This is a genomic window from Caproiciproducens faecalis (assembly GCF_019448085.1).
GTDB classification, from domain to species: Bacteria; Bacillota; Clostridia; order Oscillospirales; family Acutalibacteraceae; genus Caproiciproducens; species Caproiciproducens faecalis.
In genome coordinates, this window is sequence record NZ_JAGFNZ010000001.1 from 902,205 (window position 1) to 919,687 (window position 17,483).

A 17,483-nucleotide genomic window follows, 5' to 3' on the forward strand; every position below is an offset into this window, starting at 1 on the left:
TTTTTGAAAGTGTCCGCTGTTTTTGGTACATCACTGTATTATTTGAGTGTCTGCTTGACCGATTTTATCAGGGTGCCTGTTTTGTCGAATCCAAGATCCCACACGCCGACACCCAAAAGTTTTTTAGAAGCGGAGTACTGTACTTTTTTCTGGATAGAGACGGTGTCTTCGAAGCTGACAAAAGTACTGCCGTCAAAAAGCCAGGGTACCTGCGCGGAAGAATCACGGTATCTTCGGAACGACGATTTACTCAGATATTTTGATTGTACGGTATCGTATCCCACCGGCGATGCGGAAGAGAAGCTTTGCCAAAGCCCATTGTTGGCGCTGCCGGTTCCCTGATAAACGTATCCGTAAAATGGCACGCCCATAATCAGTTTTCCAGCCGGAAAGCCATGATTAAGCCAGCTTTGTACGGCTGCGTCCACACTAGACTTTTCCAGAGGAGACTGTCCGGCGCAAGGGTAAAGCGGGGCATTAAAATCCGTATACGCTTCCCAGGAGCCGTGGAAGTCATAGGTCATAATCATCCCGTAATCCACATACTGCGCGACAGTGGAAAGGCCAATCTTTTTCGCGTAACTGCTGCTTGTCCCGCCGGCGAAGGAAAGAATATAGTGCCTGTTGTCCCTCGCTCCCTGCGAATCAAGCTTGCTGCGCAGTGTTTTCAGCAAAAGACGGAAATTGGCCGGGTCGGCAGAACGCGTAACATTGGAGGAAAGTCCGCCTCCGGTAGGATATTCCCAGTCAATGTCGATCCCGTCAAAGCCGTTCTTTTTCATAAAGCTGACCGCACTGTCCGCAAAAGCGGTGCGGGAAGTCTCTGTCAGTGCAGCGTCGGAAAACCGGCCGGAATCACTCCAGCCGCCGATGGAAATTATGGTCTTGAGTTTTGAATATGTACGTTTTAAGTTTTTCAGTTTTGTGAAGTTGGAATAGTCAATCGATGAATCCGCTGCAGTGACCTTTAAGTTTGTATCGATTTTTGCAAATGCGTAGTTTAGGACATCCAGGCTCGACGCGCTGATTTTATCGGGCGAAAAACCGGAATATGCCGCCCATCCGCCGTAGTAGCCTAACACCATTTTAGACGAATGCTGAAACGGAGGCGATGCTGACGGAGACGCCGCCGCGATGGAACCGGTTCCATTTGACTGGGACTGACCGGGCACCCGGGAAACGCCCGATGAAACACCCGCAGAAGAAATACTGCCGACGGAGGAAGAGCCGGGTTCAGCTGAAGAAAATTCCGGCGATTCGGATGACACTGGAGTGCCGTTCAGGATTTCCGCTGCCGAGCCGGGGGAGGAAGAAATTTCGCTGTTCACTGCAACCTGATTGGAACCGCTCATTCCTGCCGCAGCACCAATCAAAACCAAGACGATTGCCGCGTATAAGAACTTTTTTAAGAAGAAATTTTTTTTCATAAATTCTCCATGTTTTGATTACTTTATTATTATCCTAACATTGCGCGGTAGAAATCTCAAACCTCAATAGATGGAAAAATAAGCGTAAAATTTATCCTGAGTCATCGCGATATCTGTTGAAAACTGACAAATATTATAGTATTCTAAAGATACGGATGTTATGAATTATGGGAATTTCCAAAACGAGAAGCAGGTCGAAAGTCCCGTAGAGTATCATTGTTACTGGTTGGAAGAAATGATAACCAATTCATTTATCACATAAAAGTGGAGGACGACAAGAATGAAAAAACTGAATTTTGCCATTCTGTGCGCCGGGAATATCGCCGGTAAAATGGCAAAAACCGTCTCACGGATGAATGAGGTAACCCCCTATGCAATTGCGGCCAGGGAGCTGTCCAGAGCCCGGAACATGGCTGGCCAATATGGCTTTCAGAAAGCCTACGGTTCCTATGAGGAGCTTTTGAACGACGAAAATGTCGATCTCGTCTATATTGCCTCTCCGCATTCCCACCACTATGAACACGCGAAGCTCTGCTTGGAACACGGAAAGCATGTCCTGTGCGAAAAACCGCTTACCGTGAACCAAAAACAGGCGGAAGACCTGTTCAGTCTGGCGGAAAGCAAACAGCTGTTTTTGTCGGAGGCCATGTGGACTCGTTTTATGCCTTTTGCGGACAAACTGCGCGAAACGCTGGACAGCAGGGTCATTGGCGAGCCCTTAACCCTTACAGTGTCGTTTGGGCAGAATCTGCGTCATATTGAGCGTGTTGTCAATCCGGAGCTGGCCGGCGGCGTTCTGCTTGATATGGGAATTTATCCGCTGACATTCGCTTCTATGTTTTTCGGCGACGATATTGCCCAGATTCAGTCTTCGTGTGTAAAAACCAATCGCGGGGTCGATTCGCAGGACAGCGTGACCCTAACCTTTAAAAACGGCCGGATGGCGGTGCTGAATTTCACTTTTCTGTGTCCTTATGAAAACAGGGCGGTGATTTACGGCGAAAAAGGCCGCATTGTACTGGATCAGTTTTATATGGCACAGTCCATTCAGGTGTACTTAAACGGAGAAACGGAGCCTGAAATCATCAGCCTTCCCCATGACTTTACAGGTTATGAGTACGAGGTGCGCGCTGCGGTCAAAGCCATTGACAGCGGGAAACGCGCCTGTGAGGAAATCCCTCATCAAGAAACCCTCCGCCTTCTGGGACTGATGGATCAGCTTCGTGCAGAGTGGGGAATCCACTATCCGTTCGAATAAATTAGCTGTCCGTACCGTTTGATAATTTCTGCCATATGATTTATACTAATGATTGATGCAACAAAGCGTGGACATACACGTTGATATACAAAAGAAAAGAGAGGTAATTTTATGGCGCAGGATAACCGTTTTGCAGTATTAATCGATGCGGACAATGTATCGGAAAAATATATCAAGTACATTTTGGATGAGGTTTCCAATGACGGCGTGGCCACTTATAAAAGAATTTACGGCGATTGGACAAAACCCGCGCTCGGCACCTGGAAAAATGTGCTTTTGGAATTTTCCATTACTCCCATTCAGCAATACGGCTATACCACAGGAAAAAACGCGACGGATTCCGCTATGATTATCGACGCCATGGACATCCTGTACTCCGGAAATGTGGAAGGATTCTGCATCGTTTCCAGCGACAGTGATTTCACCCGTCTGGCGGTGCGGCTGCGCGAATCCGGTATGAACGTGGTCGGCATGGGGGAAAAGAAAACGCCTTCCCCGTTTATTTCCGCCTGTAATAAGTTCCGCTATCTGGAAGTTCTGGCACATGAGACAACAGCGTCCAGCGAATTGCCCGCGGAAGGGGAAGCCCCGGAAACGGTGGTACCTGAAATGACGCCTTTGGAAACGATCAAAAGTGCCGTAAGGACCATTGTCCAGGAAATCTCCGATGATGACGGCAGGGCGTTTGTCGGGGAAATCGGAAATATGCTGCTTCGCCGCTATCCTGATTTTGACGTCAGAAATTACGGCTTCAAAAAGCTGACCCCGCTGCTTCAGTCCCTGAAAATCTTTGATATTTTTTCGGAACGCAACAGCGACGGCTACAACAGGTTGGTTTATATCAAAGAAAAAAGCGCGCCGGTACAACCGCAAAAACCGAGTACCAAACGGGTTCACAACCGGTAATATCAAAACAGGATACATGACAATGTCATGTATCCTGTTTTTTCACAGTCATTTATTGCTGCGCAAGCTCGTGCTTTTTGTTGCCCAGATAGGCGGCCTTCACTTCGGCGTTTTCCAGAAGCTCCTGTCCCTTGCCAGAAAGCTTAATGCGCCCCGTTTCCAGAACATGGCCCTGATCCGCTACGCGGAGCGCCAGATTTGCGTTTTGCTCTATCAGAAGGATGGTAACGCCCAGTTTGTTGATCTCTTTAATGATCTCGAAGATTCCTTTCACGACCAGCGGAGCCAGGCCGAGCGACGGTTCATCCATCATAATCAGTTCAGGTTTGCTCATGAGCGCACGGCCCACGGCCAGCATCTGCTGCTCGCCGCCGGAAAGGGTTCCGGCAAACTGCCAGGAGCGTTCCTTCAGACGGGGGAAAAGATCATAAACCCACTTAATATCCTCCGAATAATCGTCTTTTCTCATGTACGCGCCGATCTTGAGGTTTTCGTAAACTGTCAGGTTCGGGAAAATACGGCGGCCTTCCGGGACAAGCGTAATTCCGTTGCGCACGATTTCTTCGGAAGACTTTCCGGTTATGTCCTTGTCGTTATAAATGATCTTGCCGCTCTGGGGTTTGACCAGACCGACTACCGTGCGCAGAGTGGTGCTTTTGCCCGCACCGTTCGCGCCGATCAGCGTAACAATGCTCTTGTCCGGTACCTCAAAGGAAATACCCTTGACGGCTTCAATACCGCCGTAGGACACACATAGATTCTCAATTTTCAGCATCGTCGTCCACCCCCAAATAAGCCTCTACCACACGCGGGTTGTTCTGTATTTCGGCGGGTGTACCCTTGCCGATCGTCTGGCCGAAGTCCAGTACATAAATCCGGTCGGAAATTTCCATAACCAGATCCATATGGTGTTCAATCAGGAAAACGGTCAGGTTGAAATCCTGCTGAATCTGTTTGATGGAAGCGGTCAGGTCTTCGGTTTCCTGCGGGTTCATGCCGGCGGCCGGTTCGTCAAGCAGAAGAAGCTCCGGCTTGGTGGCCAGCGCGCGGGCAATTTCAAGGTGGCGCTGCTGTCCGTAGGGAAGAGAACTTGCCACGGCGTCTTTTACGTCCGCCAATCCCATTCTTTCCAGAAGCTCTTCGCTTTCCTCACGCATTTTCTTTTCTGCCCGCACCGCTCCGGGAAGCCGCAGGGTTGCGCTGAAAATGTTGCTGTGCATGGAGAAATGCTTCGCAATGATGATATTGTCAAATACGGAAAGATCCTTGAACAGGCGGATATTCTGGAAGGTACGCGCGACGCCTTTTCGTGTGATTTTGTCCGGACTCATTCCCGTAATGTCCTCGCCGTGCAGAAAGATCTTGCCGCTCGAGGGGGTATAGACGCCGGTAATCATGTTGAATGCCGTCGTTTTTCCAGCGCCGTTCGGGCCGATCAGGGCAACAATCTGATGTTCCCGGATGGTCAGATGCAGATTGTCAACAGCAACGACTCCCCCGAACTGCATGGTCATATTTTCGGTTCTGAGTACGATGTTTTTGTCGATTGTTTCATTGATGCTTTTATTGTCCGGTGTCATTTCGTGCTGCCCCCTTCTGTACTTTTCGGGGCTTTTTTAGACTTCATTTTCCCAAAGAAGTTGAAGATTCTGTCCCAGGTCAGTTCGGTTCTGCCCATCAGTCCCTTGCTGTAGAACAAGACGATAATCATCAGCAGCAGAGAGAAAATGACCATGCTGAAGCCGGGGCGGAACAGAGAAATTTCATAGCCGGCAACGGTCAGGGGCTCGTCAAAGGTACGCAGGAGCTCCAAGCCGCAGGTTACGATGAAAGACGCAATCACGGTGCCGCTGATACTGCCCATGCCGCCCAGAACGATAATCAGCAGGAAATTGTAGGTGAGTGTGAAATAGAACTGCTTGGGGTCGACCGTGCCGAGCAGGGAAGCGTAAAGGCCGCCGCCCACACCGGCAAAAAAACCGCCCACCACAAAGGACATGACCTTGTGCTTAAACAGGTTGATGCCCATTGCCTCGGCCGCGATATCGTCCTCACGGATTGCCTTGAAGGCGCGTCCGTAGCTGGAATTAATCAGCAGCGCAGTCAAAATCAGAATCACAATGGCAACACCGAAGGACCACCACATATTGTTCGCGTTATCCGGAATTTTGTTGATTCCAAGCGCCCCGTTCGTGATACTCTGTAAATTGGTGAGCAGAATGCGGATGATTTCTGAAAAGCCCAGGGTGGCAATCGCCAGATAGTCGCCGCGCAGCCGCAGGACCGGCGCGCCGATCAGGAAAGCCGCAAATCCGGCGATCACGCCCCCAAGAAGGAGCGCCGGAACAAACGAAAGATGAATTCCGGCGATGGCCGGGTTCATGGGTTCCATATAGAAGATCGTGGAGCGCATATCCAGCGGGAGCGTGAAAATCGCGACCGTATACGCACCGATCGCCATGAAACCGGCCTGACCCAGAGAGAACAGGCCGGTAAAGCCGTTAATCAGATTCATGGAAAGGCCGATGATGGTGTAAATTGCGCACAGGTTCAGAATTCTGACAATGTACGCGTCCAGATAGTTGTTTGCGAAATAAATCAGTGCCAGTACAATGACCGCAAGAATCGCGGTGCAGATGATGTTGCGCTTCTTTGTATTATTCATCATATCACACCTTCTCCGTTGTCTTTTCACCGATCAATCCTGTCGGTTTTACCAGCAGAATCAAGATCAGGAGGATGAAGGCGAAAGCATCACGGTAACCGGTCAGCGGCTGGAAGAACGCAACCAGCATAACCTCAATCAGGCCGAGAATAAAGCCGCCCAGAACAGCACCCTTAATGTTGCCGATCCCGCCGATGACTGCGGCGATAAAGCATTTCAGTCCGGGCATAACGCCCATCAAAGGAGATACCTGCGGGTATTTCATACCCCACAGAATCACGCCGACAGCGGCCAGACCGGAGCCGATACCAAAGGTTGCGGCAATCACCAGATTGATGTTGATTCCCATTACGCGCGCAATTTCATAGTCCTTGGAAACGGCGCGCATCGCCATACCCAGTTTGGTCTTGTTGATGACGAACAGGAGGATCGACATGCACACAATCAGAACCACCGGTACGACAAGCGCAACCTTCTGGATAGAAACCGTACCGAGCGATACAGTGGACATCAATCCCAAAAAATCCGGAAAAGCCTTTGGTTTTCCGCTGAAAAGATAAGTGGCGAGATTCTCAAGGAGGAAGGATACGCCGATTGCCGAAACAAGGACGGAATCCTTCGGCGCGTCGCGCAGCGGGCGATAGGCAGCTCTCTCAATCAGCATACCCAGACCCGCGGTCAGCACAACGACAAAAATGCACGCAAAATACCATGGCAGGTGAAAGACCGCAACACCAAAAAAGGTAAAGTAGGCCGCCATCATGAAAATATCACCGTGGGCAAAATTGATGAGGCGCAGAATTCCGTAAACCATTGTATAGCCGACGGCTATCAGGGCGTACAGGCTTCCCACCGCAATTCCGTTTGCCAGATTTTGTAAAAACAGTTCTAGCGTCATAGCACAACATCCCTACATCAAAATTATTCGTTATTTTGAAATTGTAACCGTGTCCTTGTAAGTGAATTTTCCGTTTTTCACTTCTTTGATGATAGCGGAATCTTTGTCAGGATCGCCGTCCGCGTTAAAGGTCAGCTTTCCTGTTGCGCCTTCTACGTCTTTTGTTTTTGCCAGAGCGTCACGGATCGCGGTGGAATCGGAAGAATTTGCTGCTTCAATCGCCTTGATGATGACGAGGTAGGCATCGTAACCCAGTGCGCTGACCGCGGCCATGTTCTTGTCAGGGTATTCTTTCTTATAGGCTTCGACAAACTTTTTACCCTCATCCGTTACCGGAGCGGAATCATCAAAGAAAGTGGAAATGGTAGCGCCTTCCACATCTGCGCCGCCAACGGAGGTGAATTCGTCAATGTCCCATGTGTCGCCGCCGAGGAACGGAACGGTAATCCCCAGCTGACGGGCCTGTTTCATAACTAGGGCGGATTCCGTAAAGTTGCCGGGAGCGAAGATTACGTCAGGATTGGCGGCTTTTACGGTAGAAAGCTGTGCGCCGAATTCCTGGTCGTTGGTGTTGTAGTTAACGGTCGTTACAACAGAGTTCGGGTCGCCTGTCAGTTTGACAAAGGCCTCTTTGAAGTATGTAGCCAGACCGACCGCATAGTCATTGGAAACTTCCTGAATGATCGCAGCCTTTTTCGCGCCGCTCTTGAAGGCGTAGTTTGCCATGACGGTTCCCTGGAACGGATCAAGGTAGCAGACACGGAAGTAGTAATCGTTTCCTTTTGTCACCAGCGGGTTTGTGCAGGAAGCGCCAACCGCAGGGACCTTATTCTTTTTTACAAGATCGCCGGCCGCCATGGAAAAGCTGGAGCCCCACGAGCCGATAATAGCGGAAACCTTGTCTTTTTCAATCAGACGGGCGACAGCTGTGGTGGCCTGTGCCTTGTCGGATTTATTATCCGCAACAACGACTTCCACTTTCTTGCCGAGAACTTCGGGATAGAGCTTGTTGGCAATTTTGATTCCTTCCACTTCGGCTTCACCGCCCGCAGCGTTGGCGCCTGTCAAAGGCTCAAATACACCGATTTTAATGGTGTCGCTGCCGGTTCCCGTGGAACCGGATGCGGTATCCACTTTTTTACATCCCGAAAATGCTGATGCTGTCATTACCAGTGCCAGCAACAGTGCTGCAATTTTTTTCATTTCAAGTTGCCTCCTCAATCAGTTTTATTGTTTTTTGCGACCCATCCGGGACGCCTGTGAACGTTGTGTAAACTTTTTATGATTATATCATGCTAATAAGTGAAATTCAAGCAAAATGAATTTTTCGTTTTACAATCCGGCATTTTTCGCGAAATAATTTGTATATTCACATTATTAAGGAGGTGCGATGAATATCTAAAATTGTGAAAGTGTAAATTTATATATATTAATGTACGCATTATTGTCTTCCAAAGTGTCATTTTATTGTAATATTATAAAAAAAGGATAACCGCCCCCAAAAAACCAATGTGAATTTTTTTTGCACCGTTCCTGCAAAATTATCATCATGGTTCAAATTTATACATTTTATTACAAAAAAATTAAAAAAAATCCAAATAATACTGGAAAAATCTGTAGAAATAGATTATTATTAGAAAGAGTAGAAAAATATGTTTATTATATCATTATAAATAACGTTTTTGGAGGCAGGACGATGGAAGCAGTTAGAGGCAATGATAACAGCAGGTTTGTAAATATTTTGAAAAGAATCTGGGACGGCCCGGATTACGACGTTGCGGAAGAAGTTCCGGCAATAAAGTTTGGTGAATCCAAGATGGTGGAATTTGCCCGCGAGGAAAATGTCGCGGAGTTCAAATTGGAAGTAAAAGATGATGAGCCGGAAGAGCCCAAGTTCAGCGCGCCCAAGCCGATTGAAACAGGCAGACCCGAATTCCAGCCGCTGAAACCTGATTTCCAACCTCAAAAGCCTTATGAACTTCCTGTCGCCAATGATTACAATTCCTCAAAACAGACGACGGTCATTTCAAAGGGAACCGTGATAACCGGTGATATTAAATCCGAGGGCAACCTTGAGGTTTACGGAACGGTTACGGGCGGAATCACGACTTCCGGCAACATCAAGATCAACGGAAAACAGATCGGTGATATTCAGGGCTCCAGCATTACGCTTTCCGCCTGTACGGTTCGCGGCAATATCACCGCCACCGAGGATATGAACATTGACAGCGATTCCGTTGTCATCGGAGATGTCAGGACAAAGAACCTGACCATCAACGGCAGACTGCAGGGAAATATTCAGGCGAAGAACAGCATCGTCTGCCAGAGCAATGCAATCGTGATCGGCGACCTGAAGGCCGGTACCGTTACCGTTAACAACGGCGCGAAGCTGCAGGGCAAGCTGGAAATTTTCAGCGGACAGCTGGGTGACATCAGAATTCAGGACGAGGACAGACCTGTGCGTCCTCTTCCCGTTGAATAATTAAAGATAAAAATAAAAACACAGAGACGGAAATTTCCGTCTCTGTGTTTTTATATGCGCACCTTTTTGTATCCGCTAACAGAAAGCTGCTTACTGAATTTTCAATAACTCCGCTGCATTTTTCCAGTAGATCTTTTCCTTTTGAGCGCCGGTCAGTTTGCTGCGTTCAATGTAGTCAACCTGATCGCAGGCCCGGCTCCAGGGGCAATCGCTGCCAAAAAGAACGCGTTCCGCGCCGTGGCGGTTTACCAGCTGCTCAAATTGCTGAGGCGGACATAAAAGTGCTGACATGGCCGTATCAAAATAAATATTTTTCCCCAGCAGGTGTTCTTCCACTTCACGGAACATTTTCATACCGCCCATGTGTGCGGCAATGACGGTCATGTGGGGAAACAGCTTCAATACCTGCGCAACCGCGGCGGGGGAGGCGTGTACCAAATCCGGGGAAAGAGGATCGCGGCCCGTGTGAAAAATTACCGGCAGCCCGGTTTCGGAAATCGCCTGATAAATTGGAAAGACTTTCGGATCGTCTATAAAGAAATCCTGATAATCCGGATGAAGCTTTACACCGGACAATCCCAGCGATTTGATCCGGTAAACCTCTTCCGCGGCGTCGGGCGCGTCCGGGTGAACGGAACCGAAGGAATAAATGCTTTTATTTTGTACGGAAGCCGCCCAGTCGTTGATGACCCTCTGCTGGGTAGGTTTGGTGGCTATGTTGAGCGCCGCCCAGGCGTCTACTCCCCAGCTGCGGAGCTTTTCTTCCGTTCCGGCAACCGTACCATCCGTGCAGCAATCTGATGGACAGACGGCGGATAGGCTCTTTAGGGCTCTTTTAGCAATATGGTCGGAAAACATATGGACATGAATGTCAATCAGCATAACAGTCCTCCAAAACAAAAGAGCGGGCGCTTTTGCGTCCGCTCTGAAAATTCTATTATCAGCCAGCGGGATCAGTCGCTGCTGAAGGGGAGCAGTGCAAGATGACGAGCGCGTTTAATGGCGATGGTCAGCTCGCGCTGGTGATGTGCGCAGGTGCCGGTTACTCTGCGGGGCAGAATTTTGGCTCTCTCAGAAATAAAGCGGCGAAGCTTTGCTACATCCTTATAATCAATGCTTTCAACTCTGTCAACACAGAAGCCGCAGACCTTTTTACGGCTCTTGCGTCCGCCCGGGCGGCGGTCCTGTCTGTCGTTTCTATCGGCCATGGCAAATATGCCTCCTTTTCTCATCATTATTGGAGAGGGAATGTTTAGAACGGCAGATCGTCGTCTAAAGGCATCTCCTCAAAATCGCCGGTATCACCGCTGGTGTAAGCGGGAACAGGCTGCTCATTGGTAGTTTCTGTCTTTGAATGATAATTGTTGCCCTGCGCTCCCACGCTGTCGCGTTTTGACTCTGCAAAATGCACATTGTCAGCAACGACTTCAAACGCTTTGCGCTTGTTTCCGTCCTTGTCGGTATAGGTACGGGTCTGAATAGAGCCCTGTACTGCAACCAATTGGCCTTTGTGAAAATATCTGCACACAAAATCCGCCGTACTGCGCCACGCAACAACATCTATAAAATCGGCCTGACGATCCGCGCCCGATTTCACATAGGAACGGTCAACGGCAATTGTAAAGCTTGTTACGGAAACATCGTTCGGCGTATGCCTAAGTTCAGGGTCGGCAACAAGTCTGCCCATTAAAACAGCGACATTGAGCATTCAAATCACTCTTCCTTCTTAGCTTTCTTTCTTTATGATGAGAGAACGAAGGACACCGTCGGTAATCTTGTAGATTCTGTCGAGCTCAGCCGTAAATTCGGGAGCACTTGTGAAGTTCACTAAGGTGTAGTAGCCTTCTTCCTGCTTTTTGATCGGGTAAGCAAGTCTGCGCTTGCCCCACTCATCAATGCTGTCGATGGTACCGTTTGCCTCGATCAAATCCTTGAACTTCTGAACCAGAGCGGCAATTGCGTCCTCACCGAGTTTTGTGGAGAGGATAAATACGGTTTCATAGGAATTCTTTACATCTGACATTATTTGCACCTCCTTTTGGACTTTGGCCCCGAAATGAATCCGGAGCAAGGATAGTAAGCCGAAAATTGCGGCTTAACAGAGTAATTATAGCAGTACGGTATGATGAAGTCAAGACAAAATTTATAGTGTCTGACACAGCTCCTTCAGGTAAGCCCTGAACTCCGGCCCGATATCCGGATGTTTCAGCGCCACTTCTACCTGCGCCTGCATAATGCCCAGCTTGTTGCCCATGTCGTAGCGCTTTCCGGTAAAGTCAACCGCAACCATACCCACGGAGCGCGCCAGCGTGCACATGGCGTCGGTCAGCTGAATCTCTCCGCCCGCACCCGGCTGGGTCTGATCCAGAATATCGAAGATATCGGGAGTCAGGACACATCTGCCAAGAATAGAGTACAGGGACATGATTTTGTCCGGAGAAGGCTTTTCGATCATGTCCGTGCAGCTGAAGTAATTGTCATGAATCGGTTCAACCTTCAGGGAACTGTATTTGGTAATCGCTTCGGCTGTTACCTGCTTTACCCCCAGAACACCTTTGCCGAACTCGTTGTAAGCGCGGATCAGCTGGCCGCAGGCGGGGTCCTCGCCAATGATGACGTCGTCGCCGTACAGGACCGCGAACGGCTCGTTGCCGACAAAGGAACGGGCACAGTTCACCGCGTGGCCGAGGCCCCGGGTTTCCTTCTGACGAACAAAGTAAATATTGGCTTTATGAGAAATGCTGATAATTTCCTCTAAAATCTTTTCTTTTTCCGGGCCGCCGCTGGTCAGCTTTGCCTCCAGCTCCGGTACGCGGTCGAAATGGTCTTCAATCAGCCCCTTGCCGCGGTTGGTGATAATCAGGATGTCTGTAATGCCCGAACGGACGGCTTCCTCCACAATGTACTGGATAGCCGGCTTGTCCACAATCGGCAGCATTTCCTTCGGCATGGATTTGGTGGCCGGCAATACGCGGGTTCCCAGACCAGCAGCCGGAATAACAGCTTTTGTTACTTTCATTTTTACACTCCTAAATCGCTATATTATTTGAGGCAGATAGAACACGATCATATAACAGATCAAAAGGCCGATTGCCAGGGAGGTGTTCACGCCGCCCTGCTCCTGCAGCTGAATTGCGGCAAGGGTAGCTTCGGGCGTTTGCTGATGAATCTGCTCAATTTTGCTGACACAGTGCTTTAAGTACCATTTGTTCCCGTTAAACCCAACAACCAGCATAATGATAATCTGGACAATCGCAATAATGGTCGGTACGCAGAACAGAAGAATCTGTTGTACCGGCTGCTGCGCAAGCAGCTCGGACACCTGCAGCAGCTGAGAGTAGGTGGGGGAAACCGTGTCTATGGAGATTCCCTGCTGCTGCATCAGGGTTTCCAGCAGCGGCATGGAAAAGTTAAGAGACACATATGTGGAAATCAAGTACAGGACGGTCATAATCGCGGTGATGACCGAACCGATTTTATATTGTTTGCGGTACAGCATCCAGCCGCCTGAAAACAAAAACGCGCTGAAATTGAACCGGTTTCTGCGGAATCGATGAAGATTCATGAAAACCGGCAGATAATACTGGGTATTGCTCTGCACCAGCTTGGCGACATCCCCGGCCGGAACGTTTCCAATCGGCTCGCTGGGGTTTACGCCGCCCATCGGATCAAAAATAAACGGGACCGGCTGACCCTGCTGGAAAGGAGCACCCATCGGAGGAAAGCCGTTTGGCGGGAACCCGTTTTGAGGGATTCCACCATTTGGCGGAAATCCGGCAACATCCTGCTGGTTCATCGTCAGAGACTGGCCGCAGTGATCGCAGAACATTGCGTTCTGTGAGTTCATACTGCCGCAGCGCGGGCAGCGCTTGGTTCTGCTGTCAGCCGGGTTCTGCGCTGGCTCCGCGGGCTTTGGTTCGTTTTGCGGGGGAGTCCACGCGGCGCTCGTGCCGTGTTTGTCCGAAAAAACGCATTTGCCGGCCTGTGCGTAGCACTCGCGGTGGTAAGGCGCGCCGCACTCCGGACAGACAACGATATCGTCGTCACGGGCAAAAGGCTTTCCGCAGACAGGGCAGTTTAAACCTGTATAGTCAATCATAGTTTATCCTCCCAAAATAGATATCACTCGTGTTATATTAACCTATTGTATATAATTTCAAAAGAAACTTCAATAATATATTCAATAAGTTTTCACCTAATTCACAATTGTCCGCCGGGAAAAGACGCCGCGGGAGCGCACTTCGGGCCTTTGTCCCTGAAATTCGTCTTTACATTATTCACGATATAATCTATAATTAATTACGACCGTTCCCTTTTAATGGCTGAACTCAGACAGGTCTCTTTCCGGCTGACAGCGGGAGAGAAACACGGAGTGTCCCGTCATAAAAATTGGAATTGCCGTAATTAAAGATCATAATTTAAAGGATGATAGTATGCTGCAGTTTGAAGAAATGAAGCTTGCTTTGCAGGAGCTTGAACCGGACTTACACGATCTGGCGGAGGCGCTTGGGCTTGAAAGCATGCGCGAAGAGATTGCAAAGCTTGACGAAAAAGCCGCTCAGCCCGGTTTCTGGGATGATATGGACACTTCGCAAAAGGTTTTGCAGCGTTCCAGTATGCTGAAAAATAAGGCTGCTGCATATGAACGGCTGAAAAATTCCTATGGCGATACGCTTGCATTAATAGAGCTTGCCGACGAGGCGGGCGATCTTTCCCTTCTTCCGGAAGCGCAGGAGGAACTGAAGAAATTTCAGGATGAACTGGAGGCGCAGCGCCTTTCCACGCTGCTGACCGGCGAGTACGACGGCAAGAACGCGATTCTGACGTTCCACGCGGGCGCCGGCGGAACAGAAGCGCAGGACTGGGCGGAAATGCTCTACCGTATGTACTGCCGCTGGGGTGAGCGCCACGGCTATAAGGTGGAGACACTGGATTATCTGGATGGGGAAGAAGCGGGGCTGAAAAGCGCCAGCATTCTGATTGAGGGCATCAACGCCTACGGCTTCCTCAAGAGTGAGGCCGGCGTTCACCGTTTGGTTCGGGTTTCTCCGTTTGACGCCTCCGGCAGACGGCACACGTCGTTTGCTTCCCTGGAAGTCATGCCGGAAATTGACGACGACGTGGAAGTTCAGATCAACCCCGAAGATATTAAGATGGACGTCTACCGCGCGAGCGGCGCGGGCGGCCAGAAGGTCAACAAGACCTCCTCGGCGGTGCGTCTGACCCATATCCCCACCGGGATTGTGGTATCGTGTCAGGTGGAGCGCAGCCAGTACCAGAACCGGGACGTGGCAATGAGAATGCTGAAGTCCAAGCTGGTCGAAATCAAAGAGCGCGAAAATCTGGAACGCATCGAGGACATCAAGGGCGTTCAGAAGGAAATCGCATGGGGTTCGCAGATCCGTTCCTATGTCTTTATGCCTTATACTCTGGCAAAAGACCACCGCACCGGCTTTGAGTCGGGCAATATCAACGCAGTCATGGACGGCGATATCGACGGATTTATCAACGCGTACCTCAAAGCGCAAAGTCTTAATACACTCGGTGAAAATATCGAATAAAAGAAGGGGCTGCATCACGCAGCCCCTGTTTTGTTATGACTGATTTCTCAGCAGCTTTTGCAGCCGGTTGTCCCGGCCGCAGAACAGGACCCGGACATATTCTCCCATGATACGGGAAGCGAAACGATCTGTGTACCGTTCCTGCAGCTCCTGGGTGGAAAGGTTTGTGCTGATAATGGTCGGTTTCTGCGTCATCAGCCGTGTGTTGACGATGTTGTAGATTTCGGCACAGGAAAACGCGGTACGGAATTCCGTGCCCAGATCATCCAGAATCAACAGGTCACAGTCCAGAATGATGCGGTCGGTGTTCCCCTCCTCACGACCGAAATGCTCCCGCTCCAGTTTAGTAATCATGTTGTTGACGGAGCAGTAAACCACGCCGAAGCCTTTTTGAATGGCCGTGTTGGCAATGGCGAGCGAAAGGTGGGTTTTTCCCAGCCCTGTCGCGCCCTGCATGATCAGGCTGGGGGAGGAAAGGGAAAAGCTGTCCGCGTACCTGCGGCAGTTTGCGTACACGCCTTCCATGATGCTGCGCGGCGATCTGGCGTCCCCATCGGTTTTATTGGAATAATATTCCAGGGAAAAGCTGTCGAAGGTGGAAAGCTTCAGCGGTGTCAGCGCGTTCAGGGAATCATAGGCCTGTGCGCGGAGAAGTTTTTTCATGCAGTCGCACATTTTGCCGTCAATGTACCCGGTATCGCCGCAGAGTTTGCAGGAATATTCCGGTTCCAGATAATGCTCCTCGTAGCCGAAAGAATTCAGCTGTTCCTTTAACCGGTTCTGAAGAGCCAGGTTTTCCGCTTTTAACCGGGTAAGCTGTTCCCGTGCGCTGCCGCCGCTCAAAACCGCCCTTGCGGCGATAATTGCCGTACGCGACAGGACGGACTCGATTTCAGCGGCCTGCGGGCAGACGCCGTAAAATGCGGACTTCCGCTGCGCGGCCAGATCCTCCGCCTTTTTGCGGCGCTCCGCCAGAATCTGTTCCGCGCTTTCGTAAATCTCCCTGCTGTAGCCCAATGCAATCACTTCCTGTCAAAATTATCAAAGACGCTGGAACGTTCATATTCCGCAATATCGTAGGAAGTTTTCTGCGGCTTGACACTCTTGCGTGCGGCCGCCCGTTCTTCCTTGTCCTTCTGCGCCTGCTCCAGCGTGGAGATTTGCTCGCGGTTCCAGCGTTCCAGAATTTTATTCATATAATGAATGCTGAATTTTCCGGTATTGTCTACGCTGCGTTCATACGCTTCGTGAATCAGGGGCAGATCAAACTTCCACTGCGTGACCCAGACCGACGCAAACGCCTGCTCTTTGGTAGAAGGTGCGCGGTGGGGAATGCCGGTGGCCTGCTCCACTACGCGCCACGCCTTTTGACTTTCGTCCAGCCTGCGCAGCTTTTCCTCCGCCTTTTCATGGGTGAATATTTCCTCGTCGGCCCAGTTCATGGCCACTTTTTCTATGTAACGGGTATTTGCCTTGCCGATGCTGACCACATACTGCAGCAGCATGATAATCACATCTGCGGGCAGCCCAAAATCGTCGTGCAGCATTAAAAGCATGGCGGAATCCCCGTTGGAAATCAGGCGCCCCAAAATCTGCTCGGCCTCCTGCATCAGGCAGGCAATTTCCGTTGATTCGCCGATCCGTTTCGCCACGAACACATTGTCGGGTTTCTGCGGGCGGGAAAGCAGTTTGTGCGGCCTTTCGGCGGGTGCCGGTTCCGGATTTTCGGGTTCCGGCGCCGGTTCCTCTGCTGCGGGTGCTTCCGGGGCCGCTTCTTTTTCGGCCGGTGTCAGTTCCTGCCCCTTCTGGCAGAAAAGACCCGTCTGCTGCCAGTACAGCATGGCGTCGGCTACGTCGGCCTTGTCAATGCATAGCGCTTTTGCAATCTCCGCCGCCTCAATATTTTCTCCGGCATGGCGAAGTTCCCACAGCAGTACTTTCAGCTGGACGGAACCGGCCAGTTTGATATGTTTATCTACTACGGAGCACGGTACCGCGAAAACGGAATTCCAGTCTCCCAGATTAATGGAATAGCTCATAGAGGGTCACCTTTTCCTAACAATTCGGTTTGTTTTTTATCCTGTTTCTCTCGTCTGTTATTATAGCATAAGGATGCGAAATAGGGAATTGAAAAAAATGTTTTAAAATATTTGGAAAAACCCTTGACAAACAGTCGGGTTTTGTCATATAATTTATCACGCACCAAATCTGCGAATGTAGCTCATCTGGTAGAGCGCCACCTTGCCAAGGTGGAGGTAGCGAGTTCGAGCCTCGTCGTTCGCTCCA

At 50.1% G+C, this 17,483-nt stretch carries 18 protein-coding genes and 1 tRNA gene; 5 read left to right on the top strand and 14 right to left on the bottom strand.

Going from position 1 to position 17,483, the window contains the following annotated elements:
• Positions 1-38: 38 nt before the first annotated feature.
• The gene (locus J5W02_RS04260) at positions 39-1,427 is read right to left on the bottom strand and encodes a glycoside hydrolase family 18 protein (protein WP_219964381.1); all 1,389 of its coding nucleotides are present in this window, start codon (positions 1,425-1,427) and stop codon (positions 39-41) included.
• A gap of 280 nt (positions 1,428-1,707) precedes the next feature.
• On the opposite strand from J5W02_RS04260, the gene J5W02_RS04265 reads away from it, so the two are divergent.
• Both J5W02_RS04265 and J5W02_RS04270 read left to right on the top strand, forming a co-directional pair.
• Positions 1,708-2,685 carry a Gfo/Idh/MocA family protein gene (locus tag J5W02_RS04265; protein ID WP_255575538.1) on the top strand — a complete coding sequence of 326 codons (978 nt, stop codon included), beginning with the start codon at positions 1,708-1,710 and terminating at the stop codon, positions 2,683-2,685.
• Positions 2,686-2,796: 111 nt separating this feature from the next.
• Complete coding sequence (locus tag J5W02_RS04270) at positions 2,797-3,591, top strand: NYN domain-containing protein (RefSeq protein WP_219964382.1); 795 nt, start codon at positions 2,797-2,799, stop codon at positions 3,589-3,591.
• A gap of 52 nt (positions 3,592-3,643) precedes the next feature.
• Here the strand turns inward: J5W02_RS04270 and J5W02_RS04275 are convergent, their stop codons facing one another.
• Genes J5W02_RS04275 through J5W02_RS04295 form a run of 5 tightly spaced genes read right to left on the bottom strand, consistent with a single transcriptional unit; the run spans position 3,644 to position 8,357 of the window.
• Positions 3,644-4,366 carry an ABC transporter ATP-binding protein gene (locus tag J5W02_RS04275; RefSeq protein WP_219964383.1) on the bottom strand — a complete coding sequence of 241 codons (723 nt, stop codon included), beginning with the start codon at positions 4,364-4,366 and terminating at the stop codon, positions 3,644-3,646.
• Entirely contained in the window at positions 4,353-5,171 is an 819-nt protein-coding gene (locus J5W02_RS04280; protein ID WP_219964384.1) for an ABC transporter ATP-binding protein, read from the bottom strand. Before J5W02_RS04280 ends, J5W02_RS04275 begins: the two co-directional genes overlap by 14 nt.
• Positions 5,168-6,256: a branched-chain amino acid ABC transporter permease gene (locus tag J5W02_RS04285; protein ID WP_219964459.1), complete on the bottom strand. Its 1,089-nt coding sequence runs from the start codon at positions 6,254-6,256 to the stop codon at positions 5,168-5,170. The genes J5W02_RS04280 and J5W02_RS04285 overlap by 4 nt, the downstream gene beginning before the upstream one ends.
• Before the next feature lie 4 nt (positions 6,257-6,260).
• Positions 6,261-7,154, bottom strand: a complete 894-nt coding sequence (locus J5W02_RS04290) for a branched-chain amino acid ABC transporter permease (RefSeq protein WP_219964385.1) — start codon at positions 7,152-7,154, stop codon at positions 6,261-6,263.
• Between the two features lie 30 nt (positions 7,155-7,184).
• Positions 7,185-8,357, bottom strand: coding sequence for an ABC transporter substrate-binding protein (locus J5W02_RS04295; protein WP_219964386.1), 1,173 nt, complete (start codon positions 8,355-8,357; stop codon positions 7,185-7,187).
• Between the two features lie 493 nt (positions 8,358-8,850).
• Here J5W02_RS04295 and J5W02_RS04300 point away from each other — a divergent pair, with 493 nt between their 5' ends.
• Positions 8,851-9,636 carry a bactofilin family protein gene (locus J5W02_RS04300; protein ID WP_219964387.1) on the top strand — a complete coding sequence of 262 codons (786 nt, stop codon included), beginning with the start codon at positions 8,851-8,853 and terminating at the stop codon, positions 9,634-9,636.
• 90 nt (positions 9,637-9,726) lie between these two features.
• Here J5W02_RS04300 and J5W02_RS04305 read toward each other — a convergent pair whose 3' ends face one another.
• The 6 genes from J5W02_RS04305 to J5W02_RS04330 all read right to left on the bottom strand — a co-directional run bounded on the left by J5W02_RS04305 (position 9,727) and on the right by J5W02_RS04330 (position 13,735).
• Positions 9,727-10,518, bottom strand: a complete 792-nt coding sequence (locus J5W02_RS04305; RefSeq protein ID WP_219964388.1) for an amidohydrolase family protein — start codon at positions 10,516-10,518, stop codon at positions 9,727-9,729.
• Between the two features lie 71 nt (positions 10,519-10,589).
• Positions 10,590-10,844: a 30S ribosomal protein S18 gene (gene rpsR / locus J5W02_RS04310; protein WP_219964389.1), complete on the bottom strand. Its 255-nt coding sequence runs from the start codon at positions 10,842-10,844 to the stop codon at positions 10,590-10,592.
• 44 nt (positions 10,845-10,888) lie between these two features.
• Positions 10,889-11,344 carry a single-stranded DNA-binding protein gene (locus tag J5W02_RS04315; RefSeq protein WP_219964390.1) on the bottom strand — a complete coding sequence of 152 codons (456 nt, stop codon included), beginning with the start codon at positions 11,342-11,344 and terminating at the stop codon, positions 10,889-10,891.
• 18 nt (positions 11,345-11,362) lie between these two features.
• Positions 11,363-11,659, bottom strand: coding sequence for a 30S ribosomal protein S6 (gene rpsF / locus J5W02_RS04320; protein ID WP_219964391.1), 297 nt, complete (start codon positions 11,657-11,659; stop codon positions 11,363-11,365).
• Positions 11,660-11,779: 120 nt separating this feature from the next.
• Positions 11,780-12,655, bottom strand: coding sequence for a UTP--glucose-1-phosphate uridylyltransferase GalU (gene galU, locus J5W02_RS04325; protein WP_219964392.1), 876 nt, complete (start codon positions 12,653-12,655; stop codon positions 11,780-11,782).
• A gap of 18 nt (positions 12,656-12,673) precedes the next feature.
• Positions 12,674-13,735 carry an RING finger protein gene (locus J5W02_RS04330; RefSeq protein WP_219964393.1) on the bottom strand — a complete coding sequence of 354 codons (1,062 nt, stop codon included), beginning with the start codon at positions 13,733-13,735 and terminating at the stop codon, positions 12,674-12,676.
• A gap of 334 nt (positions 13,736-14,069) precedes the next feature.
• Between J5W02_RS04330 and prfB the strand changes: the two genes are divergently transcribed.
• Positions 14,070-15,197, top strand: a complete 1,128-nt coding sequence (prfB, locus tag J5W02_RS04335; protein ID WP_219964394.1) for a peptide chain release factor 2 — start codon at positions 14,070-14,072, stop codon at positions 15,195-15,197.
• 33 nt (positions 15,198-15,230) lie between these two features.
• Here prfB and J5W02_RS04340 read toward each other — a convergent pair whose 3' ends face one another.
• Positions 15,231-16,223 carry an ATP-binding protein gene (locus J5W02_RS04340; protein ID WP_330659661.1) on the bottom strand — a complete coding sequence of 331 codons (993 nt, stop codon included), beginning with the start codon at positions 16,221-16,223 and terminating at the stop codon, positions 15,231-15,233.
• Positions 16,220-17,236 carry a DnaD domain protein gene (locus tag J5W02_RS04345; protein WP_219964396.1) on the bottom strand — a complete coding sequence of 339 codons (1,017 nt, stop codon included), beginning with the start codon at positions 17,234-17,236 and terminating at the stop codon, positions 16,220-16,222. Before J5W02_RS04345 ends, J5W02_RS04340 begins: the two co-directional genes overlap by 4 nt.
• Before the next feature lie 171 nt (positions 17,237-17,407).
• Between J5W02_RS04345 and J5W02_RS04350 the strand changes: the two genes are divergently transcribed.
• A tRNA-Gly gene (locus tag J5W02_RS04350) sits at positions 17,408-17,483 on the top strand.